At 60.0% G+C, this 25478-nt stretch carries 22 protein-coding genes; 10 read left to right on the forward strand and 12 right to left on the reverse strand.

Annotation, left to right across the window (positions count from 1 at the left end):
- Genes rfbB through IVB05_RS31645 form a run of 3 tightly spaced genes read left to right on the forward strand, consistent with a single transcriptional unit; the run spans window position 1 to window position 3101 of the window.
- Entirely contained in the window at window positions 1-1113 is a 1113-nt protein-coding gene (gene rfbB, locus IVB05_RS31635; protein WP_247779944.1) for a dTDP-glucose 4,6-dehydratase, read from the forward strand.
- Between the two features lie 6 nt (window positions 1114-1119).
- Window positions 1120-2313 (forward strand): glycosyltransferase, encoded by a 1194-nt coding sequence (locus IVB05_RS31640; protein WP_247779945.1) that lies wholly within the window; start codon window positions 1120-1122, stop codon window positions 2311-2313.
- Window positions 2310-3101, forward strand: coding sequence for a class I SAM-dependent methyltransferase (locus tag IVB05_RS31645; protein ID WP_247779946.1), 792 nt, complete (start codon window positions 2310-2312; stop codon window positions 3099-3101). The genes IVB05_RS31640 and IVB05_RS31645 overlap by 4 nt, the downstream gene beginning before the upstream one ends.
- Window positions 3102-3125: 24 nt before the next feature.
- Here the strand turns inward: IVB05_RS31645 and IVB05_RS31650 are convergent, their stop codons facing one another.
- The 4 genes from IVB05_RS31650 to IVB05_RS31665 are packed head-to-tail and all read right to left on the reverse strand — an operon-like array spanning window position 3126 to window position 6943.
- A complete protein-coding gene (locus tag IVB05_RS31650; RefSeq protein ID WP_247779947.1) occupies window positions 3126-3824 on the reverse strand; it encodes an NDP-hexose 2,3-dehydratase family protein in 699 nt (232 codons plus the stop codon).
- Window positions 3824-4924, reverse strand: coding sequence for a DegT/DnrJ/EryC1/StrS family aminotransferase (locus tag IVB05_RS31655; protein WP_247779948.1), 1101 nt, complete (start codon window positions 4922-4924; stop codon window positions 3824-3826). Before IVB05_RS31655 ends, IVB05_RS31650 begins: the two co-directional genes overlap by 1 nt.
- A 6-nt stretch (window positions 4925-4930) precedes the next feature.
- Window positions 4931-5902 carry a Gfo/Idh/MocA family oxidoreductase gene (locus tag IVB05_RS31660; protein WP_247779949.1) on the reverse strand — a complete coding sequence of 324 codons (972 nt, stop codon included), beginning with the start codon at window positions 5900-5902 and terminating at the stop codon, window positions 4931-4933.
- Between the two features lie 30 nt (window positions 5903-5932).
- Window positions 5933-6943, reverse strand: coding sequence for a hypothetical protein (locus IVB05_RS31665; protein ID WP_247779950.1), 1011 nt, complete (start codon window positions 6941-6943; stop codon window positions 5933-5935).
- 234 nt (window positions 6944-7177) lie between these two features.
- Here IVB05_RS31665 and rfbA point away from each other — a divergent pair, with 234 nt between their 5' ends.
- Window positions 7178-8056, forward strand: coding sequence for a glucose-1-phosphate thymidylyltransferase RfbA (gene rfbA / locus IVB05_RS31670; RefSeq protein ID WP_247779951.1), 879 nt, complete (start codon window positions 7178-7180; stop codon window positions 8054-8056).
- 4 nt (window positions 8057-8060) lie between these two features.
- Here rfbA and IVB05_RS31675 read toward each other — a convergent pair whose 3' ends face one another.
- Both IVB05_RS31675 and IVB05_RS31680 read right to left on the reverse strand, forming a co-directional pair.
- Window positions 8061-9581 carry a hypothetical protein gene (locus IVB05_RS31675; protein ID WP_247779952.1) on the reverse strand — a complete coding sequence of 507 codons (1521 nt, stop codon included), beginning with the start codon at window positions 9579-9581 and terminating at the stop codon, window positions 8061-8063.
- A gap of 56 nt (window positions 9582-9637) precedes the next feature.
- On the reverse strand, window positions 9638-10345 hold the full coding sequence (locus tag IVB05_RS31680; protein WP_247779953.1) for a class I SAM-dependent methyltransferase: 708 nt from the start codon (window positions 10343-10345) through the stop codon (window positions 9638-9640).
- Window positions 10346-10628: 283 nt separating this feature from the next.
- Here IVB05_RS31680 and rffA point away from each other — a divergent pair, with 283 nt between their 5' ends.
- The 5 genes from rffA to IVB05_RS31705 all read left to right on the forward strand — a co-directional run bounded on the left by rffA (window position 10629) and on the right by IVB05_RS31705 (window position 16376).
- Window positions 10629-11771, forward strand: a complete 1143-nt coding sequence (rffA, locus tag IVB05_RS31685) for a dTDP-4-amino-4,6-dideoxygalactose transaminase (RefSeq protein ID WP_247779954.1) — start codon at window positions 10629-10631, stop codon at window positions 11769-11771.
- A gap of 453 nt (window positions 11772-12224) precedes the next feature.
- Window positions 12225-12914, forward strand: a complete 690-nt coding sequence (locus tag IVB05_RS31690; protein WP_247779955.1) for a WbqC family protein — start codon at window positions 12225-12227, stop codon at window positions 12912-12914.
- A 156-nt stretch (window positions 12915-13070) separates the two neighbouring features.
- A complete protein-coding gene (locus IVB05_RS31695; protein WP_247779956.1) occupies window positions 13071-14732 on the forward strand; it encodes a hypothetical protein in 1662 nt (553 codons plus the stop codon).
- A 44-nt stretch (window positions 14733-14776) separates the two neighbouring features.
- Window positions 14777-15439, forward strand: coding sequence for an acetyltransferase (locus tag IVB05_RS31700; protein WP_247779957.1), 663 nt, complete (start codon window positions 14777-14779; stop codon window positions 15437-15439).
- Between the two features lie 10 nt (window positions 15440-15449).
- On the forward strand, window positions 15450-16376 hold the full coding sequence (locus tag IVB05_RS31705; RefSeq protein WP_247779958.1) for a hypothetical protein: 927 nt from the start codon (window positions 15450-15452) through the stop codon (window positions 16374-16376).
- An 8-nt stretch (window positions 16377-16384) separates the two neighbouring features.
- On the opposite strand, the gene IVB05_RS31710 is transcribed toward IVB05_RS31705, so the two are convergent.
- From IVB05_RS31710 to IVB05_RS43655, 5 genes are all read right to left on the reverse strand, one after another.
- On the reverse strand, window positions 16385-17014 hold the full coding sequence (locus tag IVB05_RS31710) for a class I SAM-dependent methyltransferase (protein WP_247779959.1): 630 nt from the start codon (window positions 17012-17014) through the stop codon (window positions 16385-16387).
- A gap of 23 nt (window positions 17015-17037) precedes the next feature.
- On the reverse strand, window positions 17038-17730 hold the full coding sequence (locus tag IVB05_RS31715; protein ID WP_247779960.1) for an FkbM family methyltransferase: 693 nt from the start codon (window positions 17728-17730) through the stop codon (window positions 17038-17040).
- Window positions 17731-17741: 11 nt separating this feature from the next.
- On the reverse strand, window positions 17742-18512 hold the full coding sequence (locus IVB05_RS31720) for a hypothetical protein (RefSeq protein ID WP_247779961.1): 771 nt from the start codon (window positions 18510-18512) through the stop codon (window positions 17742-17744).
- Between the two features lie 46 nt (window positions 18513-18558).
- Window positions 18559-19560 carry a glycosyltransferase family 2 protein gene (locus IVB05_RS31725; RefSeq protein WP_247779962.1) on the reverse strand — a complete coding sequence of 334 codons (1002 nt, stop codon included), beginning with the start codon at window positions 19558-19560 and terminating at the stop codon, window positions 18559-18561.
- Between the two features lie 246 nt (window positions 19561-19806).
- Window positions 19807-22989, reverse strand: coding sequence for a M10 family metallopeptidase C-terminal domain-containing protein (locus tag IVB05_RS43655; protein WP_276578725.1), 3183 nt, complete (start codon window positions 22987-22989; stop codon window positions 19807-19809).
- A gap of 359 nt (window positions 22990-23348) precedes the next feature.
- On the opposite strand from IVB05_RS43655, the gene IVB05_RS31740 reads away from it, so the two are divergent.
- Window positions 23349-24542, forward strand: a complete 1194-nt coding sequence (locus IVB05_RS31740; protein ID WP_247779963.1) for a CoA transferase — start codon at window positions 23349-23351, stop codon at window positions 24540-24542.
- A 137-nt stretch (window positions 24543-24679) separates the two neighbouring features.
- Here the strand turns inward: IVB05_RS31740 and IVB05_RS31745 are convergent, their stop codons facing one another.
- Complete coding sequence (locus IVB05_RS31745) at window positions 24680-25354, reverse strand: FCD domain-containing protein (protein WP_247779964.1); 675 nt, start codon at window positions 25352-25354, stop codon at window positions 24680-24682.
- Window positions 25355-25478: the final 124 nt, after the last annotated feature.

Here is a 25478-nt window from a genome sequence, read left to right on the forward strand (position 1 = left end):
ATGCAAAGCGTTCTGATCACCGGCGGCGCGGGCTTTATCGGCCAGAACCTGGTGCATGCGTGGCGAGCCGCGCGGCCGGGCGACCGCCTGACCGTGGTCGATGCCATGACCTATGCGGCCAATGTCCGCAGCCTGGAGCCGCTGATTGCCGATCGCAGTATCCAGTTCGTAAAGGGCGACATCGGCGACGCGGCGCTGATGCAGCGCCTGTTCGATGAACGAAAATTTTCCCGCGTGGCGCATCTCGCTGCCGAGTCGCATGTCGACCGTTCGATCAGCGATCCCGAAGCCTTTCTGCAGACCAACGTGCTCGGCACGTTCACGCTTCTGAAGGCGGCGCTCGATTGCTGGCGCGCGGCGGCGATGCTCGATGAGGCGCGATTTCTCCACGTCTCGACCGACGAAGTCTATGGCTCGCTCGGCGCCGCCGACCCCGCCTTCACGGAATCCTCGTCCTATCGTCCGAACTCGCCTTACGCGGCGAGCAAGGCAGGAAGCGACCATCTGGTCCGCGCCTTTGTCGCGACCTACGGCATGCCGGCGCTGATCACGAACTGCTCCAACAATTACGGCCCCTATCAGCACCCGGAAAAACTCATTCCGCTGATGATCATCCATGCGCTGGAGGGAAAGCCGCTGCCGGTCTATGGCGACGGCTCCAATGTCCGCGACTGGCTGCACGTTTCCGACCACTGCGGCGCCTTGATGAACGTGATCGAGCGCGGCCGCACCGGCGAAACCTACAATGTCGGCGGCGGCAACGAACGCAACAACCGCGATGTGGTGGGCTTGATCTGCGATACGATCGATGCCGCCTTCGCAGCCGACACTCGCTTCGCCTCGCGCTTTCCGTCCTGTCCCGCAGCTAGCGCCGGCTCCTGCCGCACGCTCATCACCTATGTGACGGACCGCCCCGGCCACGATCACCGTTATGCGATCGACGCCACCAAGCTCGCAACCGAACTCGGCAGCCGCTGCAGTGTCGGTTTCGAGAGCGGACTGAAGCAGACCGTGCAATGGTATCTCGACCACGAGCCATGGTGGCGCGACGTCACCAGCGGCGCCTACAAGGCGTGGATCGACAAGAATTACGGCTTCCGGCGCGCGGTCTAGCCATTCATGCGCATCCTCGTGCTCAATGCGGACTACCCGCGCTTCCTCAGCTGGCTGTATCGCCGTCAGCCCGGGCTCGGAAGCGCCGGTTACGCGGCCCAGATGGCGGCGCGAAACGCCAGCCTGTTCGGCGTCGCCGATTTCTATTCGCGGAATTTTTCCGCGCTCGGCCATTCGGCGGCAGAGATACACGTCAACAATGCCTGGCTACAGACGGCGTGGGCGCGCGAGCACGGCATGGCCGTCGAAGCGGCGGGGCCCGCCACCACCAGCGGAAGCACCTCGCTTCCGGCCTGGCTGCAGCGCGCCGTGACGCCATTGAAGCCGATGCTGCGGCCGTTGGCCCGCAAGGTTGGCCTCAGTCCCAGGCTCGACGCACAGGCCGAGGCCATCCTGCTGGCCCAGATCGAGGATTTCAAACCTGACGTGGTGCTCAACCAGGACACGTTTCACGTCGACCCGCGGCTGATGCGGCGTATCAAGGCGATTGGCAACCCGATCCTGATCGGACAGATCGGGATCGCGCCGTCGCGCGGCGTGGACTGGTCCGTCTACGATCTGATGATGTCGCAGCTGTCAGCGACGGTGGATTTCTTTCGTCGTCTCGGTTTGCGGGCGGAAGTCAATCATCTGGCGTTCGAGCCCGCTATTCTCGAAGCGCTACCGCCGGCGCCTGCCATCGACATCGAGGTTTCCTTTGTCGGCACGGTGTCGCCGGATCACCAGCAGCGGATTGCGCTGCTCGAGGCCGTTGCCGAACGTTACGATCTCAAGCTGTTTGGCAACCCGCCGCAGACACTGCCAGCCTCCTCCCCGCTGCATCGCTGCTTTCAAGGCGAAGTGTGGGGCGCCGAGATGTATCAGGCACTGCGGCGATCGAAGATCACGCTCAATTCCCACATCGACATGGCCGGGCGGGAAGCCGGCAACATGCGGCTGTTCGAGGCCACCGGCGTCGGCGCGTGCCTGCTGACCGATTTCAAGGACAATCTGCACACGCTGTTCGAACCGGACAGCGAGGTCGCGGTCTGGCGCTCGGTCGACGACTGTCTTGCGGTCATCGGCCGCATGATCGGCGACCCCAATGGTCGCGCTGCGATCGCCCACGCGGGCCAGGCGAGAACCATGGCACAACATACCTACCGCCATCGCGCCGCGGAGATCCTTGGCTTCGTTGAAACCTTGCGGAAGCCACGATGAAGCTACCCCGTATCGTCAGGCAGGTCGGCAAGCGCGTGGTCAAGGCGACGCCGATCCTGCGCCGACATGTTCTGACCTCGACCGACTACAAGGTGCTTGGCGGCGTGGAGGCTGCCCGAAATGCAGCCGCGTCGTCCGAGGGCTGGCTTGCGGCGCGCACCGTGGCTCGCCAGGAACGCGCCTATCTGGCATTGATCGACGACATGAAGAATGGAAAACCGCGGCTCGATTTCACCGTCGCCGCCGAGGCTGTCATGGCGACGGGCATTGCCACCCCCCGCCTGCTCGAGGTCGGCTGCGGCAGCGGCTATTATTCGGAAGTGTTTGCAGATCTCGTCGCCGGCGGCGTCAGCTATACCGGCATCGACTATTCGGAAGCTATGATTGCCCGGGCCCGCGCCTGTTATCCGTCCGTTACTTTCGAGGTAGCGGACGCGACCCGGCTGGCGTACCCGGACGCTGCATTCGACATCGTCTTCAATGGCGTGTCGCTGATGCACATCATCGAGTATCAGGCGGCGATCCGCGAGGCCGCGCGCGTTGCCGGACGCTACTGCGTCCTGCACACCGTGCCGGTATTCGACGATCACCAGACCACATATCTGAAAAAGTTCGCCTATGGGGCGCCCGTCGTCGAGATCATCTTCGGCAAGAGCGAATTGATGTCGCTTTGCCGGGACGCAGGACTTCAGCTGCTACGCGAATGGCCGTGCATCCCCTATGACGTATCCGAGGTGACGGGCCATCGCTCGACGACCGAAACCTACCTGTTTTCAAAGGCGCGCTGACCGGGCGCAGGCCCGTTCCTCGAATTAAAGCGGCGCGATGATCGTTCTTACGAAGGGGCTGAGCACGTTGTCGATCAAGGCAAGCTCCTTGATCTGCCCAAGACTCGCCCAGCAAAACATCGCCATGTCGGACTCGATCACGCTCTCATCGTCGACAAATACGATGATGTTCTCGTTCGACTTGCGCCAGAACCGGCCGCCCTCTTCATTGTGCTCTGCCCGGTAAATGATACGAACGCCGGACTTGGCGGTGAGCACCTCCAGCATCGGCGACAGCTTTCCACCATGCGCGCGCCTGATATTGGACCACGTGCTTTGCACGGAGGGAGAGAGCTGGAGCACGCCGACGTTGCCCGGCTCGGCCTTGGCGTACAACAGAAACTGGACGCCGTTATCCGGCGTCTCGCGGGCGATCAGTCCGAGGATACCGCCTTCGGGTTGGGTGTAGATCGGCTGATCCCACGAGGCGACCTCGCGCAGGTCGCCGCTTTCGACGCGTACGCCCTCGACCCCGAAAAACTGCCCGGTCTTGTGCCGCACGTTGCCTTGCGCGTCGCGCGACCAGCCGCGAACCTCGTCGAGCCCGATCAACTCGGCCTTGAAGCGGATAGCCTGGCAGCACTCGTCCCGCCACGCCAGGATCGGCGCGGGATCCGTCGGCTCGATCGCGGCGGAAGCTGCGAGCCTTCCGCGAAACCAGTCGAGATGCGCGCGCTCGGCCATCAAACCACGTCCCTGAGCACTTCGATCACGGTATCGACTTCCTCGTCCTTCAGGTGCGGATACATCGGCAGCGAGAAAATGCGCTGCGCCTTGCGCTCCGCGACCGGGAATTGCCCCTCACGATAGCCGAGATCGGCGCTGCCCCGCATGGTATGAATCGGCCAACGGTAGGACACATTGCAGTTGATGTCGCACTTCGCCAGCCGCTCCAGCACCCCGTCGCGATCCGTCGGGTGTTCTACCACATAAACATAATAGGAATGGCGGCTATGGAGGTTTTCGCGCGGCAGCACGAGGCCGCTTCCGGCGAGACCCTGATTGTAGCGCGCGGCGATCTCCCGCCGCCGCTCTATCCAACTATCGATGCGCGGCAATTTCAGCGACAGGATCGCAGCCTGCACCTCGTCGAGACGCGAATTGTAACCGTGGCGCTCGGAGTAGTACTGCGTTTCCATGCCGTAGAAGCGAAGACTGCGCGCAAGCCGGATCGCCGCCTCGTCGTTGCTCAACACCATGCCGCCGTCGCCATAGGCGCCCAGCACCTTGGTCGGGTAGAACGAGAACGCCGAGGCGTGACCGACGCTGCCGGATTGATGATTCTTGTAGAGCGCGCCCTGCGACTGCGCGCAGTCTTCCATTACCTTCAGCCCGCGCCGCCCGGCAATCGCCATCAGTGGATCGAGATCCACGCACTGGCCGTACAGGTGCACCGGAACGATCGCCTTGGTGAGCGGCGTGATCGCCGCCTCGACCTGCCCGACATCCATCAGGAAATCATCTTCGCGCACGTCGACGAAGACCGGCCTGGCGCCGAGCGTGCGGATCGCCGAGACTGTCGGCACGGCCGTATTGGGCACGGTAATGACCTCATCGCCGGCCTTCACGCCCAAAGACGCCAGCGCGATGTAGATCGCGTCAGTTCCGCTATTGACGCCGACGCCGCCCGCGACCCCCAGATAGGCGGCCATCTCGCGCTCGAACTTGACGCCTTCCTGTCCAAGCACCAGCCGTCCGGAGCGAAACACCCGATCGACGGTAGCGAGTATCTCGTCGCGCAGTTCGTCGTATTCCCGCAGATAGTCCCACACGTTGATTGGCATTGTCTCTCACACGGACTGGTGCGCCGGATTCTGGGATGCGAGCGCCGTCGCGATCATATCCCGGCACCGGGCATCGCTCAGGAGATCGCGGTGGTAGCTCTCGTGATCGCCGGCGGCAATGGCCGACGTCACCGCCGCAAGGAAGCGTGCAAACGTATCGGCTGGCTCGAATGTCACGACATCATCGACATTGCGTAGGCGCCGGCGCCATTCCATCTGATGATCGGCGGGTGGGGTGAAGACGCGTTCTATTAACACAGACCCCGAACGGCCCACAACGAGCAAGCGATTTTGATACTCGCCCTCGAAGCTGAAATGGCCGGAAAAAGCGCCGCCATTGCCGAGCCGGGCCAGGACCGAAAAGCCCATGTCCACACCGGTTTCCGGATGCCGGCCGCCGGCCAGGGCCGTGATTTCCGACGCCGCCCCACCGCCGAGGATTCGCATCGTGGCGGCGGCGTAGGGTCCCATGTCGAGCAGACAGCCTCCGCCCAGTTCGGCATGGTTGCGGAAATTGCCGATCGGCAGCGGTGGGATGATGAATTGCGCGGCGGCCTGCGTCAACGAGCCGGTCTCGGTGACGAACGCTGCCAGCGTTTCGAACTGCGGATGATAACCGAACACTGTCGCCTCCGCGACGAGGCGATTGACGCGCCGCGCCTCGCCCACGGCACGTTCGCTGCCCGCCAACGTCATCATGGCCGGTTTGTCGACCACGACATGCTTGCCGGCGGCCAGCGCGGCCATGACCCAGCGCTCATGCAGCGCATTGGGCAGCGAAAGATAGACGAGGTCGGAATCGCTGCCGCGCAAGGCGGCCTCATAGTCGTCGAAAAAGAGTCCCTGCTTCGGCCAGCCTTCCGGCCTGGGGCGGCTCTTGCTTGCGATCGAAATCTCGTCGATCTCAGCGACTTTCGCCGCCGCCGGCATCACCCGTCGTTCGACGATCGAGGAATAGCCAACGATCAGCAGTCGCATTCGCACAATCTCTCAAGGCGGTGGATCGGGCTATCGAACGGCAATGGCCCGGCCGGTGATGATATCGAGGCCGCGGTAGGCCATCGTTCGCATCTTGCGCAACGCATTGGACAGGCGGTCGATGGGATTAGCGGCGACGGGCTTTCGGATCGTCTCGCTCTGCTGCCCCTGCAAGTGAGGCGCCGACGACCGTTCGGCCTCGGCGAGCGCCGCCACGTATGGCTTGTACAGTTTTTCCCTCATCAGGCCGGAAAATGGCGCGTGATAGAACCGGTGGCTATTGAAATAATAGCCGCCGCTGCGTTTGACCCCGTAAAAATGAAAGAACAACAGCGGATGCCGCCGCTCGATCTCGACCCTGCCGTTGTTCCATTCCAGGCGGCAATCGGCAAGATTCCAGGGCGCGAGATTGGCGCCGAGATGCGATATCACGTGAACGCCGCTGAACGTTTCGGGCATTCGGTCGAGGTAGCGCTGGTCGGCGAAACGGTCGCCCTCGACCCTGTCGTAGCACCATTCGATGCAGCGCTCGCGCCACCAGCGCAGCGCCGCGAGGCCGTCGTCGCGCCTGCGCGCGCTCACCCAGCCGACATTGTAAAGCCCGAACCTGCGCTGGTCCTCCAATCCACGGGAGAAACGATGCGGAATGATGCCGAATGCGGCATCCTTCATTTCCTCGTAGATCGGATCGGGCGAAGCAAAGAAGAACAGGTCGCTGTCGAGATAGGTGGCCCACTCCGCATCCGGGTTGCTTTCCAGCACGAAAAGAAGCCAGGCTGGCGAACACGTGAAATAATATTCGATCTGGCTGCGGGATGGCCGGGTCGCAACGACGTCGGCATTGGCGGCTTCGAAGTCCGCCATGCTCACCGCCAGCAGATTTGGAAGATCAAGCGCCAGCAGCGCCCGATGGCAGGCCTCGCTCAGGCAAAGCACCCAAAGCCGGGCGCCTGGCGCGTGCCGCTGCAACGAATGATAGAGCGCCAGCCCGCGCGGCAGGTAGTTATGATCGAAATAGGTGCAATAAACGCGGTCGGCCATGATTCCCGTCGCAGTCCAGGTCGCTGATTGCGCTGGTGTGTCACCGACATTGCGTTGCCAACCGCCGCGATGGCGCCATTCCTATCCCACCCGCTGAGAGCGCGCAACGCGGTCATTTCGAGCGTAAACCATTGAAATATTTCCGCTATGGACGGCAAGGAAGGCCCTTTGTAGGTCGCTTGGCGCATGCTAACGAGGCTACCATCTCCCCGCCAACCGCGAAGAGTTCGGCGCATGAATCGCAAAGGTATCATTCTGGCAGGTGGCCGCGGCACGCGGCTTTATCCGCTGACGCTCGCGACCTCGAAGCAGCTATTGCCGGTCTACGACAAGCCGCTGATCTATTACTCGCTCACCACGCTGATGATGGCGGGCCTGCGCGAGTTCCTGATCATCACCACGCCGGAGGAGATCGACCAGTTCAGGCGCCTGCTCGGTGACGGACGGCAATGGGGAATCGAGCTTTCCTTTGCCATCCAGGATCATCCCGGCGGCATCGCGGAAGCTTTCCTGATCGGGCGGGATTTTCTGGCCGGTGGATCCTGCGCGCTGATCCTCGGCGATAACATCTTCTACGGCGACAATCTGCGGGCGCTGCTGCGCACCTCCGCGCAACAGAGCCGCGGCGCGACGGTGTTCGCGTGCTGGGTCGACGATCCCGAGCGCTATGGCGTCATCGAGTTCGATTCCTCGCATCGGCCGTTGCAGATCGTGGAGAAGCCGAAGGCGCCGAAATCCAACTACGCCGTGACCGGTCTCTACTTCTACGACGAACGCGTCGTCGACGTCGTACGCGAGATGAAGCCGTCGCCGCGCGGGGAACTCGAGATCACCGACGTCAACCAGTGGTATCTGGAACGCGGCGAGCTTCATGCCGAACGTTTCGGCCGCGGCTATGCCTGGCTCGACGCCGGCACGCATGAATCGCTGCTCGAAGCCTCCCAGTTCATCCACATCGTGGAGAAACGTCAGGGTCTTAAGATCGCCTGTCCGGAGGAAATCGCGTTCAGCCAGGGCTTCATCGATACCGAGCAATTGCTGCGCCTTGCCGAGCCGATGAAAAACACCGGCTACGGCCAATACCTCATTCGCCAGGCGGCGATATCGCGTTAGAGCGTTAGTGGGGGATCGCCGCAGTCAATCGCGCGCGGACGCTTTCGATCGCGAGCGGACTGGCTGCAACTGCGACGACAACCAGCCATAGCCCGCATTCAACGAAGAACCGCAATGGTTCTGCCAGCGGGATGGCCAGCCGGATCGCCGTTCCAAGCGCCCAGCCGGCGAGCGTCACCGTGACCATCACCGCGGCCAGGAAGAACAAATGCCGCAGCGGATGCTGCAGCGTTTGCCCGATGATGATCCGTCCCAGCACTCCGAACTGGATCAGGAGTTCACTGGCAACGACGGCAATGGCCGCTCCAAGCAGGCCGATCGAAGGAATCAGGATCGCCGACAGAACGAGGAACAGGATGAGTTGCATCGCCTTGGTCCGCAGCAAAAGCTGCCCCTGATCGCTGTAATTCGCGTAGCCCAGCGCCAGGATCGAGGGGGCCACCGCAGCCGTACCGATCAGCAACACAAAGGTCAGCGGGCCGTCGTAAGGGATGGCGCCGTGTGTCCAAAGCGCGAAAAAATCCGGCCAGAACGGCAACAGGCCCGAAACCACGACGCTCGCCAGCAGCGCCACCAACACGGAACCGCGCGCGTACAGGCCCTGCAGCCGTTCCCGGTGGCCGACGGCATAATCGTGGCCAAGCTCGGCGGCCAGGGGAAGCGTCGTCTGGACGCAAAGCACCCGTATTAGCCCGGCAACGACACGGGTCAGGCCCCATTGCGCCACGGCGACCCGGTCGGACACCAGCGCGCTGACCAGCAGCACCGGCAGGTTGAGCAACGCCAGATCGGCGGCGCTTGCGACTGCGAACGGGACCGCTTTGCGGAATTGGCCGGCGATCCAGCCTGTCGAACGCGTTGCGCGCAGCCCGCGCAAAAACGGAAACAGCCGCGGCGCATCTGACAACAGAAGATAGGCCGCAACCAGCATTTGCGCCGCGACATAGACGATGGTGACGTAAAACAGGCTTTGGGTCAGCGTGACGGCCACAAGTTGCCCGAGCAGGGCTCCAAGCATCCCGAGATTCATGAGCTTGACCGCTCGCCCGTAGAGGCCGCGCGCGCGGTAAAGTGCCGCCGCAATATTGACCGGGAGCGTGAGAAGCGTACCGACGATCATCGCGCCGAACGCCAGATCAAACTGTGGGATCGACCCAAAACCCAGCATGGCGGAAGGCGGAAGCACATGAATGAGGATCAGCGTGACGACAGCGAGCGTCCCCGCGAGCCCAAGATAGATCCGCCGCAGTTCGGCATAGAATTGTCCGGTACGACGATCGCTGTCGACGCTGGACTTGAACGCAAAAAAACGGTTGATCGCGCGAAATTGCAGGCCGGAATCAACGACCAGAACGAGATTCCCGGCGGCATAGATCGCTAGCCACGCGGCGAGCACGTCGTTCGACCAGTAGTGCAGGAAGATAGGGACCAGCGCGACTTGCTGCGCGATTCCCAACGCCATTTGCAGGAGATTTGCCGACCAGCCTTCCGAGAGACGGCGCGCGCGGCTTGGGGAACCGGTCATCGACGCCCTCTCCGGAGCGGTGCGCTCCAATGGCATGCGGTCAAGACGGCAACGGCCTAGCCACACATTTCGACCGGGGTCTGGGACGCCACAAAATACAGATTGTGCCGCGTCGGATAGATCGTGTCCCAAACGCGCACGAACTTGAAGTGCGGCGTGAGGAAGCGCCGCAGATCTTCCTTGTCCTTGAATTCGTACTCGTGCAGGGCATTGCTCTTCTTGCCGGTCTTGTCTTCGGTCAGCGTATAACCGCTGAGGATGCCGTCAGCACCGAGGCGCTCGACGATCGCACTCATGATGGAATCGATTTCCTTTTCGGTAAAATGCTCGATCGCCGCATCCCACACGATGTTGTCGAACGGCCCCTCCGGCAATCCGGCGCGGATGTCCTGCTTGATGAAGGTGATATTTGGCGCGGAATTGTACCGCCTGGCGTGCGGGATCGCATCCTCGTCGAAATCGAGAGCAATGATCGACCGGGCCCTCGTCGAGTAGAAGTGCCTTGCATTGAAACCGTCGCCGCAGCAGATCTCGAGCATCCTCGAATTCTCTTTGAGGACGAGCCGGGAAAACACGCCGCGCTCGACCCACAGACTGTTGTTCGTTGCGCCCCATTGCCAGTACTGATCGAGAAAATGATCGAACCATTCGGGCCTCGGCTTGATGCCCCATTGCACGGCAAACTGCGCAAAGTGGGTCCAACCGACCAACAGGCGCATGAACCAGTTGATGCCCTTCAGGACGGATACCAGAAGCCGCTTCAACGAACATCTCCCATCTTGATCGAAAAGTCCGGGGATTCCAGGGCCCGCCACGGCGCGACGAAGTGCTTTTCCGGCCGTCACTAACGTATGCAACAACAATCAGCAAGCCTGCCGGACGCGGCAGTTTCGGTGCCCCACGCGCTTTGGCGTCCGCGGCCCGCCAGTGCATCGGTGTCGTTACAACCAGGCGGAGATCGGCCGTTGATTCCCGCGGCAAAAACCGCCAATTTGCGCACCTTCGAAGCAGGGACCCAACGCTCCCGGCAAGCACCAAAGTGAAACAGTGACAGCAGATTACATTCCGTTCAACCTGCCCTATTCCACCGGCAAGGAAATGATCTATGCAGCCGAGGCGCAGGGCAGCCACCACCTCTCCGGCGACGGGGCGTTCACGAAGCGCTGCCATCATTGGATCGAGGAACGAACCGGCTGCGCCAAGGCGCTGCTGACCCACTCCTGCACCTCCGCGCTGGATATGGCGGCGCTGCTGCTCGACATCGAAAGCGGTGACGAAGTCATCGTGCCTTCCTACACCTTCGTATCGACCGCCAACGCGTTCGTGCTGCGCGGGGCGGTGCCAGTGTTCGTCGATATCAGGGAGGATACGCTCAATCTGGATGAAAGGCTGATCGAGGACGCGATCACGACGCGAACCCGCGCGATCGTTCCGGTGCATTATGCCGGCGTCTCCTGTGAGATGGATTCGATCGCTGCGATCGCCCGGCGCCATGACTTGAAAATCGTCGAAGACGCCGCGCAGGGAATCATGGCCGGTTACAAGAACCGCGCGCTAGGCGCGATCGGCGATCTCGGCAGTTTCAGCTTTCACGAAACCAAGAACATCATCTCCGGCGAAGGCGGCAGCCTGCTGGTGCGGGATGAGGAGCTGGTGCAGCGCGCCGAGATCATTCGCGAGAAGGGAACAGATCGCGGCCGGTTTTTCCGCGGCGAGGTCGACAAATACACCTGGCAGGATGTCGGCTCGTCATTTCTGCCGAACGAGATCACCGCCGCCTTCCTGTGGGCACAACTCGAACAAGCCCAACAGATCACTAGCGAACGGATGGCGATCTGGCGCCGCTATCATCAAATGCTCGAACCGCTGGAACAGCAGGGGCTGCTTCGCCGGCCGATCGTGCCGGCGGATTGTCAGCACAACGGGCACATGTATTACGTTCTGCTGGCGCCCGAAATCGATCGCCAGCAGGTACTTGACGGATTGAAACAGAACGGGATCGGCGCGGTATTCCACTATGTCCCGCTGCATTCGTCGCCGGCCGGCCGGCGCTATGGACGTGCGCATGGCGAGTTGGCTCTTACGACCTCGTTATCGCAGCGCCTGGTCAGACTACCGATGTGGTTTGGCTTGAACGAGAGCCAGCAAGTGCGAGTGTGCGAAGTGCTGACCGCGCTGTTGAAAAAATAGCTCGAAACGAAGGCCATCTCGCCGATCCTTGGCGTGAGCGCGGAACGAATGGGGCATAGGGCGTCTCGAAACCGCCTGGGGGCGGGCCGTCGGACACTGCCGCCGGCGGTTTGGCCTGTCTTGCCGCGGGGCCTGGTCGGACGACCGTTGGAGGCGTTACTGGGCCCGCCGATGCGGCGCAATGGAGGGCGAGCGTCCCTTTCCGCCATATCATCCCCAACAGACTGTCGGGCGCGGGAGGGGCCCTGCCGCTGATGCACGCCGACACGGTCAGCCTGAAGGGGGGAGATCCCCAGCCCCGTCGGGCTGTTCCGCGATCTTGCGATGCCCCATGGACTCTCCACACGAGAACGGCGACAACCCGAGGCTTCAACCGGCAGAGTCTCCCTGATTCCATATGGCGCCAGCTCGACCGTCAGGTTCCAGCGAAGTCAAGTTTTGGTTCCGAATACAATGCGCATTTGTATCATCCAGTCCTGCTACATTCCCTGGAAGGGGTTTTTCGACCTGATCGGTCGATGCGACGAATATGTGGTGTTTGACAGCGCGCAATACGTAAAGCGGCACTGGCATAATCGCAATCGCATCAAGACCGCCAACGGCGTGGAATGGCTCACCATTCCGGTCATCGTCAAGGGCAGGTTCGACCAGGCGATTGACCAGGTCGAAATCGAAAAACCGTGGGCGGAAAAACACTGGCGCGCGATCGAGCTTGCATATAAGCGCGCCGCGTTCTTCGAGCATTTTGCGCCGGTAGTGAAGAACTGGTATGAAACCGCAGACAAGCTACATCGCCTGAGTGATGTCAACGCGCTCTTCCTGCGCGAGATTTCCAAGTTGCTGGGCTTGAAGACCCGGATCGTCAGTGACGCCACTTATCCCTCGCACGGCTCCAAAACCGAACGACTGTTGGGAATCGCGCGCGCAGCCGGGGCCGATTGCTATCTCAGTGGCCCCTCGGCGCGCTCCTATTTCGACGAACAGTTGTTCACGTCGGCTGGAATTACCACGGAGTGGATGAGCTACGAAGGATACACCGAATACCCGCAGCTTCATGGAGACTTCGAACACGCTGTGACCGTGCTTGATTTACTTTTCCATGCGGGGGCCGAGGCGCCGCAGTACCTCAGCAGAAAGGCCTGAGATACGATGCAGTCGGCGGAGGGAAACCGGACGAGGCTAGAGCTTTGCTTCGGAACCTTTTCCAATGTTGGCTACTTGCGTGCAATCGTCACGGCGACCACAAGTGCTGCCAAGTCCGCCTTTGGCGGAAAACGACGTCTCGCGAGAAGAATGATTATGTCTTTTGCCCGCTCTGGCTCCATTTCGGAACTGCAGCGGTACGCGATTTACGTCGGACTGCCGCTCGTCGCAATATTCGGGGTGCTGGCTTTCGCCAACCCGCTTTTCGACGGAAATGATGATGCCGGCCTCGCCATGTTGGGCTCCGGTTTCGGACTTGCTGTTGAGCCTGAGCCGCATCTCATCTTTTCTCATTTCGGTTATGGCATTCTCCTAGGAATAGTCAGCCAATTCGCGGGACCTTGTGCGCACGGTTGGACCACGCTGGCGGCGCTTGGTCTCAGCATGGGACTATATGCGCGAGCCCTGTGCGAGCAATCGCGGCCCAACGGGTACCTCGTGGGAGCCGCCGTGATCATCGCCGTTGGTTGCGTGTTTACGCGAGCCCTCCTACTCCAGCAGTTTACCAGCACTGCAGCAGTCCTGTTTGGGGCAGCCATTGGCTGCTGGCTGGCCGTGTTGCGAAGCGGAGCGCGGTCGCCATGGCTGCGTACGGTGATTTACACGGCGATCGTCCTGAGCTTCCTGATCCGACCGTTAGCGGTAACGCTGGGGCTCGTCGTTGTCGTCCCTGCCCTGATCTGGCTCGTATGGCTCGGGCCGGTGAGTAGTCGGAGACCAACGTTGCGTCTCATGGCTGTGATCGCGGTGATGGCGGCCGCGATATACGTGACAGACAATGCGGCTTATGCGCTTTCGCCGGACTGGCGTGACGCCTTGGCGTACAATCAGGTACGGAGCCTGTTCAACGACTATTTCCGCATTCCATGGATGCCCGGAGCTCCCGAATATGCCAAGGTAGGGTGGTCGGAAAATGACCACGCCATGTTCATGAACTGGTATTTTCTTCATCCCATTTTCGATTACGACAACATCAATTATCTCGCGCGAACACTCCTGACGCAGGCACCACTCTTTGTACCCTCAGGAGTGCGCGACTGGCTGTTGACGCTTCTGGATTCACCGCTTTTGATTACGATCTGTGTGGGTCAGCTTCTGTTGTTCGCTCTGCTTCCATCATGCCGCGTCATTATAGTGCTGCTGATGATTGGCACATTTTTCGCGCTGGCGATCTCTGGTTTGACGGGGCGGCCACCGCTTTTCCGCGTTCAGTTTTCCGCTCTCAGCGTCTCGTTTCTTTGCATGCTCCCCTTTCTGCTTGCGAAGGAATCAGGCGCATGGCCTCTTCGCAGCCTGGCAGCCGTTCTGCTTCTTGGTATTTCGCTGTACGCGGGATGGACAGCGGTTCGGGCACACAGGGCGGTGTCAACGCAAGCGACAGCCTATCGCGCCAAGCTTCTCGAAGCACACTCTTATTTCACCGGAACGGTGATCTCCTGGGGGTCGAACTTTGTATGGGAATGGTTGATTACGCCAACAAAGGTGTATGCACCCGTCGATCGTGCTATCATTCCCTCCATTGGCGTGGCCACCAGAATGCCTGTCACGCAATCTACCTTGGAGCGACTCGGCATAATGGACCTCGGAGCGACGCTTTGCACCAAGCCGGATATTCGCGTGATCGCGAGCACACTAAATATCAAACAGCTCCAAAAATTTTGCGAAGAGCACTATCAAACGCGCCCAACCTACAATCTGGTGTTCAGTCATCCAATGACCGAAATTCATCTTTCTGGAATCCCCGAGCGGCTACAATGAATTCGGTCCCACCTACACCAACCTCGATCTGACAGAGCGACCAAATGCGGGAAATTGTCATATTTGGCACTGGCGAGATTGCTGAGCTTGCCGACTACTACTTCACCCGCGATTCAAGCTTCAAGGTCGCGGGTTTCACGGTTGATGCGGCGTATTTGAAAGAGACAACCTTTCTCGGACGCCCAATTGTGCCGTTTGAGGAGGTAGCAAGCACATTCCCGCAGCAACAATACGGGCTGTTCGTCGCCGTCAGTTACTCCAAGATCAACGATCTCCGGGCGAGTAAAGTCGCGGCAGCCCGCGCCCTTGGCTACGAGCTGGTATCCTATGTGAGCAGTCGGGCGACCGTATTCCCCGAACTGCAAATCAGCGAAAACTGCTTCATTCTTGAGGACAATACTATCCAGCCTTTTGCCCGAATTGGCGCCAACGTGACGCTGTGGAGCGGCAATCATATTGGCCACCACTCGGTGATAGAGGACGATGTTTTCCTGGCCTCTCACGTCGTGGTGTCCGGCGGCGTCAGGATCGGCCAAGGCAGCTTTATAGGTGTCAACGTTACCTTGCGCGACCACGTGACAATTGGAAAAAAATGCATCATAGGCGCCGGTGCGCTGGTGCTTGAGGATCAGCCCGACTTTTCTGTCGTTGCCCCACGTGGCACCGAGCGCTCGCCCGTGCCCAGTACGCGGTTACGGCGCATCTGAGGGATCGTCCATGCGATGGAAGAAACTTGGACGTATTTTCGTGGCCGACAACCATTCGGAATGGTTGCACAGCCATGGTACTGTCCCTATCGCGCAGCCGCTCGGAAATTATCGCTACCGCGTCTATTTCAGCGCGCGGGATCGACAATCACGTTCCAATGTGAACTGGCTCGACATCGACATTCGCAATCCCACCAAAGTATTGAACTTGTCGAAGCAGCCGCTGCTTGCACCGGGCCCTCTGGGCTGCTTTGACGACAACGGCGCGATGGCATGCTGGATCGTAGAGCGCGACGGTATTGAGCGCCTCTACTATCAAGGCTGGAATCTTGGGGTGACTGTGAGTTTCTACGTTGCGGTCGGCGTTGCCGAGCGGCCGGCTGGCGATCCGGATCATCCATTCGAACGCATCAGCGCGGGACCAATCCTTGACCGTTGTATGGCGGAGCCGCTCTTCATCACCAATCCGGCAGTAATGGTCGAGAATAACAAGTGGCGCATGTGGTATCTGTCCGGACGTTCCTGGACCCGGCACGCCGATAAAGTGCTTCCGTCGTATGACGTTCACTATGCCGATTCGTCAGACGGAGTGCATTGGAACCTCACCGGCCAACAAGTCCTGACCTTCGAGCACCCTGGGGAAATCGCGATCGCGCGGTTCTGTCCGCTACGCGAAGCCGATGGAAGCTACAAAGCCTGGTACTCGTACCGCGGCAACGACTGGGGCTACCATATCGGCTTTGCCGTCTCTGCGGACGGCTTAAACTGGACCCGTCGCGACGATAAAGCCGGGATCGACCGCAACCCAGACAGTTGGGAGGGGTCGATGATCTGTTATCCATTCGTGTTCGACACCGAGATCGGACGGATGATGCTGTATAACGGCGGACGATATGGCGACGCCGGTTTCGGGATAGCGGTGCTGGAACAGGGGTAACCTGGGCATTAAGGGTGCCTAACGATCACTGTAAACTCGTAGAGACCATAGTCCTGTAGGAGTGCCACCGAGCGGCCGTAACGACCTAAGCAGTACGACAGCATCTTGCTTGCCTCAGCATAATACAAATTCGCGGCCCGACGCTCCGGGTCGCTCGATAGGCTAAGTACATTGAAGGCGAAGCCGCGGCGCCCGACACGCGCCAGGATATCGATGGTCTCCCGCACGTAGCGCTCCCACACTTCGATCGGAGCGTCACCTTTGACATTCAAGATGCCGCTTGCGATCGCAAAATCTACCGCCTCCTCTGGTTCAGCTCCGACTCGCCATTGGCGATCTGCTCCCTGTCCATGGAGTCGCAACGCTTCCGTAATCATATTAGGCGCGACGTCATACCCTATGTACTGACCCCGGTAGCCTTCCGCGCGGAGAAACCGAAAGAAGTCTCCGAAACCACAGCCGAGATCCAAGAGGGAGGCATCAGGAATGCCGTCAAGCAAACGAAGAAACTGCCGATGGCGCAACTCGTGTGAGGCAACGCCATTCCAATCGACCCCTTGTGGGGTCGGACCGTGTGCCGCCAGCTTCGACGCATAGTAAGTCGCGACGCTGCTGCGGATGGACTCCGATTCGCTCATCTATTGTCCTGGCACCGTTGCAATCACCGCTTCACAAACAGGCATTCGCCCCATGCCGGAAAAGTTGCGTCCTCGTCATAGAGCGTGTGATAGATAGCGTGCTTCCTCTCAAATCCATTTTGTTCAAGCAACGCGACAATATCGTCCTCAAGTGCGCCATTCTCATACATCTCAACAAGATTGACCTCCGAGACGATGACGTCGGTGAAGGAAAGCAACTTTGTGGCGCCCCGGAACGCGAGCAATTCGGCTCCCTGAATGTCGATATTGATAAAATTGTAATCGGTGTACGCAATTTGATATTTCTCAAAAAGCGCATCAAGGGTGATAGCTGGGACCCGAATCGTTTTCGGAGTATGGAGCGTCTTCACGATCTGCTTAAATCGCTTCATCGGCAGAATGCTTGCCGGCTCGGTACTTCCAGAGCGGCTCGTATGGATATGAAAGTCGATCGCACCCAACCTGTCGCAAATCGCATAGTTGAAAATCTTGACTCTGGGATCCTCGCCGAATTTTGAAAGCAGAACCTCGCAACATTCGGGATTCGCCTCAATCAGAATGATGTTTTGAAATCCGTAGCTGAAATACTGCGCGACTTCCTGGCCGACGTCGGCGCCTACATGCACGATGCCGGTCTTGGCGAAGCGGCAAAGCTCCTCGTGCTCGAAGATATTCTTCAGATCGTGAAAGTGATCTTGCGCGGCAATGGCCGACATTGCTGGCGGCTTCACGTTGTAGCCCCGACCTGCACGGGCTTCGTGGCTTTCGCATCGTAATCCGAACTGACAATGATCGGCAGGATCATCCAACGTCCGTCGTTGCTACGCCAATCGTAAGGCAGGTCGGGATCGACGGACTCTACCCCATGCTGAATTCCCGGCGACATCACCAGCAAATCGCCGGGCTTCATGTAGGGATCGAGATATCCCTTTTCGGCCCCCGCGTCCGATCGCGCAAAGACGCCACCCTTTGAATAGTCCTTACCAAATTCTGACGCGGCAATGAGCGTCTGGATTTGGGCGTGCTTGCCGACGGGGTCGATGTGTTCTGCTTGGTATCCACCACCCCTAGGGTAGTGATGAATGTTGATGCGCGCAATGAATCCGTCCGACGGCACATTGCCGAGAAATTCCGTTTCGGGAAAACCCGCCAGAAAATTTTTCATCAAGAATACCTCAGAGAAGAAGTCGAACTTTTCCTTATTATGCGGGTACCAGCCATGGTAATAGAACGCATGCAGCTTCTGCTTGACGTGGGCCTTCGGATAATTGTCGTGCAGACGATGATAATCCGGACAATCATCGTGCAGCGGATGCCAGCTCGCCTCTGATGTCAGCCCGGTTTGAAACGCGGCGTCTCGAAGTTGAAGAATGTGACGAGCGTCGTAAAATGCCTTTACTACGAACGCTTCTGGCGCGTTGATACGCTCCATGAACTCGTTCGTTCGCGAATAAACGAGATCCATGAAGTCTTGCCGCGAAATCTCATTGACGCGCATAGATCATTCTCCTTCTCATCAGCCACGTTCTTGGCCGGCAACAAAACTAGAATTGTTGATGGGCTTCGGTCTTGCTGCTCAGGGTATACATCTCATCCAGCTTGTTAGCCGCCAGGTCGGGTGTGGCCGGCCCCGCGCGATGGACACGACGGACCACAGTGTAAGGCCGTCGCTTGGTCTCGATCAGAATGTTAGCAATGTAAATCCCGAGAATACCCAAGATGAGCGTAATCAACCCGCCAAGGAACCAGATTGAAACGATCTGCGACGTAAACCCATCGACGCCAATACCGGACGCGAAGTATCGGGCGACGAAATAGACAATTACGACGATCGACAGACCGAAGATTGAAATGCCGGTGTACAAGATCAGATAGAGCAGCTTCGTCGAAGTGGTCGTCAGAAATTTGATTGCCATTTCGATACGCATGCGGAGCGAGTATGTAGTCGGCGAAAGCGCATGCTTGTGGATCGTAACGGGAACCTGCCGATAACCAGTCAGTTGCATCAAATGAATCATCATGAACTCGTTGTCGAGATGACGAATGAGCGAACGAACGTAGTCACGCGTCATCAGGCGAGCTACAACGGTATTTCGCGGAATTTTTTGATCGCTGACCGCATCGACGAAAGAGAAAAATATGGTACCGGTAACGCGCTCGACCAAACTGCCACGCCGCGCCTCCTGGACGCCGAACACTACATCGCAATCCTCCTTGACCAGTCGATCATAAAACGGGGTCAGAAGTTCGGGCTCCTCCTCGAGATCGCTGTCAACCAGAAACACGAGATCGCCAGTCGCATGAGCGAGGCCCGTCATTAGTGCCTTGTGGTGGCCAAAGTTGCGCGCAAGATCAATCACCACCACCCGCGGGTCTGCCTTATGCAGCGCAAGCGCGCGGGCGAGACTGTCATCTGGCGAGCCGTCGTTGACCATAATGAGTTCGATGTCGTCGGTGATGAGCTCGGCTGCCGCCAGCGCACGACGGCAAAATTCGTCGATCGTCGGCGCCGACTGATACAGAGTTGTGACGATTGAGAGTTTCACGCAGCGTCCTTGTCAGATATCGCGAGCGATGGGATATGGTCGGAACTCACGGGCTGCGTGAAGTAACGCCGATTTTTCGAGGCGTCCGACCGACGGATTAGGAACAAACGGCCGTGCCACAACGGATGCCGATGCATCTGTTCCATAGCTACTTTAGGCGACCTCGGTTGGGTGAATCAAGGGTCCCTCGCGGCAATCAGCATGCCGCGAGCCGCACTACGGCGCGCTCCCATCCTTGCTCCGGGTTCAGTGAAAGATGAAGCCCTTGGCGTGCAAATCGGCTATTTCAACGTCAGTCGGAACTACGCTGGCAAAGCCGCCCGGACTACCAAATCCATGTTCACCGATCCATTGAAATGCTACGTGCTGGCTTTGCGCCTCTTGCACGAGCGTCGCCAGTTCCCGGCCAGTCGCCGGAAGATCATCCGGCGCCGTCACGCCCGCGGCATTTGTGATCGCACTGTGATTTGACGCGAATACGAATGTATCGTTGCCGGCAGCGAGGCTCGCATTAGCCAGCGCTGCAAGATTTGGACTCAAAGCGATTTGCCCGGCCGCCGGAAGCGGCGTCGAGTTAATGGTGCCGTCACCGTTCAGATCCTGCTGGAAGGTAGTCTCGGCTGATTTCAGCACCGAACTCGACCCCGGCATCGCCGGAATGAAAGAGACGAAATTGCCGCTGCTGTCGGTGGTCCAGAGCGTGTACTGATCGGCTCCGTTCGCCTTCCAGACGACCTGGTAACCACCCGAGATTTGTTCTCCCGCGATCGGTGCCCAGCCCGCGATCTGCCCCACAACCACGGGCGCGCCGCCGTATTTCAACTGCGGACCTGCGCCGGAATTGTAGAGATAATAGTTGCTTCCAACCTGGGTCAGGCTGGTCACTCCGGCTGACTCGATCACGACGCTGGGATTTCCGATGGTGCCGTCACCGTTCAGATCCTGCTGGAAGGTAGTCTCGGCTGATTTCAGCACCGAACTCGACCCCGGCATCGCCGGAATGAAAGAGACGAAATTGCCGCTGCTGTCGGTGGTCCAGAGCGTGTACTGATCGGCTCCGTTCGCCTTCCAGACGACCTGGTAACCACCCGAGATTTGTTCTCCCGCGATCGGTGCCCAGCCCGCAATCTGCCCCACAACCACGGGCGCGCCGCCGTATTTCAACTGCGGACCTGCGCCGGAATTGTAGAGATAATAGTTGCTTCCAACCTGGGTCAGGCTGGTCACTCCGGCTGACTCGATCACGACGCTGGGATTTCCGATGGTGCCGTCACCGTTCAGATCCTGCTGGAAGGTAGTCTCGGCTGATTTCAGCACCGAACTCGACCCCGGCATCGCCGGAATGAAAGAGACGAAATTGCCGCTGCTGTCGGTGGTCCAGAGCGTGTACTGATCGGCTCCGTTCGCCTTCCAGACGACCTGGTAACCACCCGAGATTTGTTCTCCCGCGATCGGTGCCCAGCCCGCAATCTGCCCCACAACCACGGGCGCGCCGCCGTATTTCAACTGCGGACCTGCGCCGGAATTGTAGAGATAATAGTTGCTTCCAACCTGGGTCAGGCTGGTCACTCCGGCTGACTCGATCACGACGCTGGGATTTCCGATGGTGCCGTCACCGTTCAGATCCTGCTGGAAGGTAGTCTCGGCTGATTTCAGCACCGAACTCGACCCCGGCATCGCCGGAATGAAAGAGACGAAATTGCCGCTGCTGTCGGTGGTCCAGAGCGTGTACTGATCGGCTCCGTTCGCCTTCCAGACGACCTGGTAACCACCCGAGATTTGCTCTCCCGCGATCGGTGCCCAGCCCGCGATCTGCCCCACAACCACGGGCGCGCCGCCGTATTTCAACTGCGGACCTGCGCCGGAATTGTAGAGATAATAGTTGCTTCCAACCTGGGTCAGACTGGTCACTCCGGCCGATTCGACCGCGACAGGACCGACGATGATCCCGAGCAGATCGGCCGCATTGATCGCAACATTGCCCGAAATATCGATCGCGAAATCGGCGACCCCGTCCCCGTTGGTATCGCCCTGCAGCGTGGTGACGCCGGTGGAGCTGTTATAAAAATAGTTGAGTTCGCCGGCCGCGCCGCTGAAGGCGGCGGTCGCGAGGAATTTGAACTGATCGTAGCTGCCGGTGCTGCTGATCGCGTCGAACCCGCTGAGGTCGATATCGTCGGTTCCGGAAACGAAATCGGTGATGCGATCATGCTGGCCGCTCGTGGCGGAGCTCTCGCCGAGCAGGAACACGAATATGTCGCCGCTGTTGCCGCCGGTCAGATTATCGACGCCGGAGCCGCCGATGAGCTTGTCGTTTCCGGCGCCGCCGATCAGCGTGTCGTTGCCGACGCCGCCCGAAAGCGTACAGCCCGTGTCGCTTGCGATCAGCGTGTCGTTGCCGCTGCCGCCAATGGCTTTCTCGATGGTCGCGTTGAGTGCGATCCCGATATTGTTGGTAAGGCCGCCGACCGAGGAAAAGGCGCCCGCGTGCAGGTCGATGGTCTGCACCGCCGAATAGCCGGAGCAATCGAGCGTGTCGGTGCCGCCGCTGTCATAGATGGTCAGCGCCGGCGCCGAGGTGTAGTTGCCGAAATTGAAGACCGCGCCGGCATTGCTGTTGAAGCCATAGACGGTGTCGCCGGTTCGCGTCGAGGTCGCCGCGCCGTACATCGAAGCCACGGCGTAGATATCCGCCATCTGCGGCGTCACGACGTAGCGGTATGAGCTCCCGGAATAATTGTGCTCGCCGAAATACGACATGATGGAATATTGCCAGGTGTCGTTGGCGTAGGTCGCGTTGGTCGAATACGACGCGCTGCCATTATACGGCCCCTGATGGCCAAGCCCGAGGGCATGTCCGACTTCGTGAATGTAGGTCTGGTAGGCGTAGCTATCGATGCCGGTCTTGCCGTCGTTCGCGCCGCCGTCGGTGGTGACCCAGTCGGTGCTGATGTTGACGGTCGCATATGCGAACGAGCCCCCGGGCCAGTAGGCGCTGGCATAGGCCTGCATCGTGCCGTTGTGGGTGAACGTGATGTTCGCGGAGCCGGAGGTCTGGACGAAGGCGATGTTGGCGACCTCGGACCACGCCTGCATCGCCGACAGCGCGAGGAACTGCTCCGCCGAATTCAGCCCGGTGATGTTGTAGGTGATGGTGTTGGAAGCCCAGCGATGGGCGACACTGTTGTTGTATTGCCAAAAGCCGTTGACGAGATAGTCGGCAAGCGTCGCGATCGACGCGACTGGCTTGCCGGCATAGACGTCGAGGCTTTCCACGCTGGCGGCGGCCGCATCCGCCAATTGGTAAGGGTCGCCTTCATCCCAAAACTTCGGGTCATGCATGCTTTCAGGCGGAAGCGCCGCCGGGCTCGTCCCAGGCTCGAACGGCCGGAAGGCCCAGATCTCATCGGAATGATCATTCTTCTTCATCGATCAGGCCCGTCAGCAAGGTCGTTCGGTTGCGGAGAATCGTAATGCACTCGGGAGGCTAGAATCGCCTCGTTAACGCTTGTTTACCAGCGGGATTCGTCGCGCGCTTGCTTTGCGATGCATTACGCCGAAAAAGTACAACCCCGCTGCCCGTGCCAGTCCATCCGTAGTCTTGCGGGGCCGCATTTCCGCCGTCCCGCGCTGTCGGGCTTGCGATCCCAAAACGGTGCCTCGCCTTGCCCCCCATGGCCGCCCCTCGCCGAGCGTCGAACAAGGAGTTGGAAATCGACGCCAGATTTGTTTAAGTCAGATCGGGCTGCTTTTCCCACCGCGAAAATCCAAAAAAACAAGGTTTTTCAATGCCTTTCCCCCGCGCTTCGCAGGCCCTGTCCCGTTTCACCGTGCTCGATCTGACCCGTGTTCGCTCCGGGCCCACCTGCGTGCGGCAGCTGGCGGATTGGGGCGCCAACGTCATCAAGATCGACGCGCTGCTGGAAGACGGCGGCGGCGAGCAGCCGGGCGGCCCGCGCCAGGGCTCGGATTTCCAGAATTTGCACCGCAACAAGCGGGCCATGACGCTGAACCTGAAGGATCCCAAGGGCCTCGAAGTGTTCAAGCGGCTCGCCGAGCAGGCCGACGTCGTGGTCGAGAATTTTCGTCCCGACGTCAAAGCCAAGCTCGGCATCGACTATGAGAGCTTGCGCAAGATCAATCCCCGCATCGTCTATGGCAGCATCTCCGGCTTCGGCCAGGACGGCCCCTACCACAAGCGGCCGGGCTTCGATCAGATCGCGCAGGGCATGGGCGGGCTGATGTCGATCACCGGCGCGCCCGGTGAGGGGCCGATGCGGGTCGGCATTCCCGTCGCCGACCTCACCGCCGGGCTGTTCTGCGCGCTTGGCATCCTCACGGCACTGCTGGAGCGCGACGTCTCCGGCGAGGGCCAGTGGGTGCAGACCTCGCTGTTGCAGGCGCAGATCTTCATGCTGGATTTCCAGGCCTCGCGCTGGCTGATGGAACAGGACGTGGCCAAGCAGGCCGGCAACAACCATCCGACCTCGATCCCGACCGGCGTGTTCAAGACTTCCGACGGCTACATCAACATCGCCACGACCGGCGGGCGGATCTGGGAACGCTGCGCGCAGGCGATCGGCGCGCCCGAACTTGTCACCAATCCCGATTACGCCAGCGCGCCCGCGCGCTCGAAGAACCGCGACGCGCTGAACGAAGCGATCGGCAAGCTCACCGCAAAGAAATCGACGGAAACCTGGGTCAAGGAATTGAACGAGGCCGGCGTGCCCTGCGGCCCGATCTATTCGATCGACCAGATGTTCGACGACGCCCAGGTCAGGCACCTCGGCATCGCGCAACATGTCCCGAACGACGAGAACCGTCACATCCAGCTCGTCGGCCAGCCGGTGACACTGTCACGCACGCCGAGCAGCATGGCTGCGCGGCCGCCGGAGTTCGGCGAGCAGACCGAAGAGGTGCTGGCCGAGTTCGGTTTTGGCAAGGACGAGATCGCGGAATTGCGCCAGCGCAAGGTGGTGTAAACAGCCCTGCCGTCATTGCGAGCGAAGCGAAGCAATCTATCTATCTGCTTGCGGCACGATGGATTGCTTCGTCGCTCCGCTCCCTTGCGCAAACGCTTCGCGTTTGTCGCAGGCAATGACGCCGTGAGAGCTACGCTCTACTTCAGCGCCGCCGTTGCGAGCGCGTGCTCCACGCAATTGCTCACATGGGCGCGCAGCGTTTCAGCGGCAGTGGCGGCGTCGCGCTTCAGCGCGGCTTCGAGCAGCGCCTTGTGCTGGGCGGCGGGCTCGTTGCCGCGGTAGCTGAACGCGACCATCTGGTAGCGGAAATATTTATCGAACACCAAGGCATGCGTCTCCATCAGCATGCGCGAGCCGCAATTGGAGATCAGCGCCTGATGGAATTCACCGTCATAGCGCTTCCACTGCTCGAGCTCGCCGAGGCCGGTTTCCATCAGCCGCTCGGTTGACGCCAGCTTGTGATGGGCGGAGACCACGCGCCCTTCCCACTCGACATCGGCATGGGCGAACGACACGCCCATCGCATGCTGCTCCAGCAGCAGCCGGAGCTCTGCCAGCTCCTGCAAGTTCCCGGCCGAGATTGGCGCCACCTCAAAGCCCCGCCTCCCCTCGGCCAGCACAAAACCTTCCGCCGCCAGCCGGTTGAGGATTTCGCGCAGCGTGGAGACGCTGACGCCGTAGTCCTCCTTGAGGCCCTCCAGCCGGAGCTTTTGTCCCGGGCGGAGCCGGCCGAACACGATGTCGGTGCGGATGCGGCGATAGCCGTCATCGCCGACCGCTTCCTGCTCTTCCGTTCGCTCGACCAGTGTCATTTGCCAATCCATGCGCAAGGCGACCAACCGGCAAGTGCCATGTCAGTCGATTCCGCTCAAGCGCCACTATTCGTCATATATAACATATTTCATATGGTAACTTCTAAATTATATTTTGACTTTC

It is taken from the genome of Bradyrhizobium sp. 170 (genome assembly GCF_023101085.1).
GTDB lineage: Bacteria > Pseudomonadota > Alphaproteobacteria > Rhizobiales > Xanthobacteraceae > Bradyrhizobium.

Coding starts and splice junctions, on each gene's coding strand:
- rfbB (WP_247779944.1), top strand. CDS start 1: ATGCAAAGCGTTCTGATCACCGGCGGCGCGGGCTTTATCGGCCAGAAC.
- IVB05_RS31640 (WP_247779945.1), top strand. CDS start 1,120: ATGCGCATCCTCGTGCTCAATGCGGACTACCCGCGCTTCCTCAGCTGG.
- IVB05_RS31645 (WP_247779946.1), top strand. CDS start 2,310: ATGAAGCTACCCCGTATCGTCAGGCAGGTCGGCAAGCGCGTGGTCAAG.
- IVB05_RS31650 (WP_247779947.1), bottom strand. CDS start 3,824: ATGGCCGAGCGCGCGCATCTCGACTGGTTTCGCGGAAGGCTCGCAGCT.
- IVB05_RS31655 (WP_247779948.1), bottom strand. CDS start 4,924: ATGCCAATCAACGTGTGGGACTATCTGCGGGAATACGACGAACTGCGC.
- IVB05_RS31660 (WP_247779949.1), bottom strand. CDS start 5,902: ATGCGACTGCTGATCGTTGGCTATTCCTCGATCGTCGAACGACGGGTG.
- IVB05_RS31665 (WP_247779950.1), bottom strand. CDS start 6,943: ATGGCCGACCGCGTTTATTGCACCTATTTCGATCATAACTACCTGCCG.
- rfbA (WP_247779951.1), top strand. CDS start 7,178: ATGAATCGCAAAGGTATCATTCTGGCAGGTGGCCGCGGCACGCGGCTT.
- IVB05_RS31675 (WP_247779952.1), bottom strand. CDS start 9,581: ATGACCGGTTCCCCAAGCCGCGCGCGCCGTCTCTCGGAAGGCTGGTCG.
- IVB05_RS31690 (WP_247779955.1), top strand. CDS start 12,225: ATGCGCATTTGTATCATCCAGTCCTGCTACATTCCCTGGAAGGGGTTT.
- IVB05_RS31695 (WP_247779956.1), top strand. CDS start 13,071: ATGTCTTTTGCCCGCTCTGGCTCCATTTCGGAACTGCAGCGGTACGCG.
- IVB05_RS31700 (WP_247779957.1), top strand. CDS start 14,777: ATGCGGGAAATTGTCATATTTGGCACTGGCGAGATTGCTGAGCTTGCC.
- IVB05_RS31705 (WP_247779958.1), top strand. CDS start 15,450: ATGCGATGGAAGAAACTTGGACGTATTTTCGTGGCCGACAACCATTCG.
- IVB05_RS31710 (WP_247779959.1), bottom strand. CDS start 17,014: ATGAGCGAATCGGAGTCCATCCGCAGCAGCGTCGCGACTTACTATGCG.
- IVB05_RS31715 (WP_247779960.1), bottom strand. CDS start 17,730: ATGTCGGCCATTGCCGCGCAAGATCACTTTCACGATCTGAAGAATATC.
- IVB05_RS31720 (WP_247779961.1), bottom strand. CDS start 18,512: ATGCGCGTCAATGAGATTTCGCGGCAAGACTTCATGGATCTCGTTTAT.
- IVB05_RS43655 (WP_276578725.1), bottom strand. CDS start 22,989: ATGAAGAAGAATGATCATTCCGATGAGATCTGGGCCTTCCGGCCGTTC.
- IVB05_RS31740 (WP_247779963.1), top strand. CDS start 23,349: ATGCCTTTCCCCCGCGCTTCGCAGGCCCTGTCCCGTTTCACCGTGCTC.
- IVB05_RS31745 (WP_247779964.1), bottom strand. CDS start 25,354: ATGACACTGGTCGAGCGAACGGAAGAGCAGGAAGCGGTCGGCGATGAC.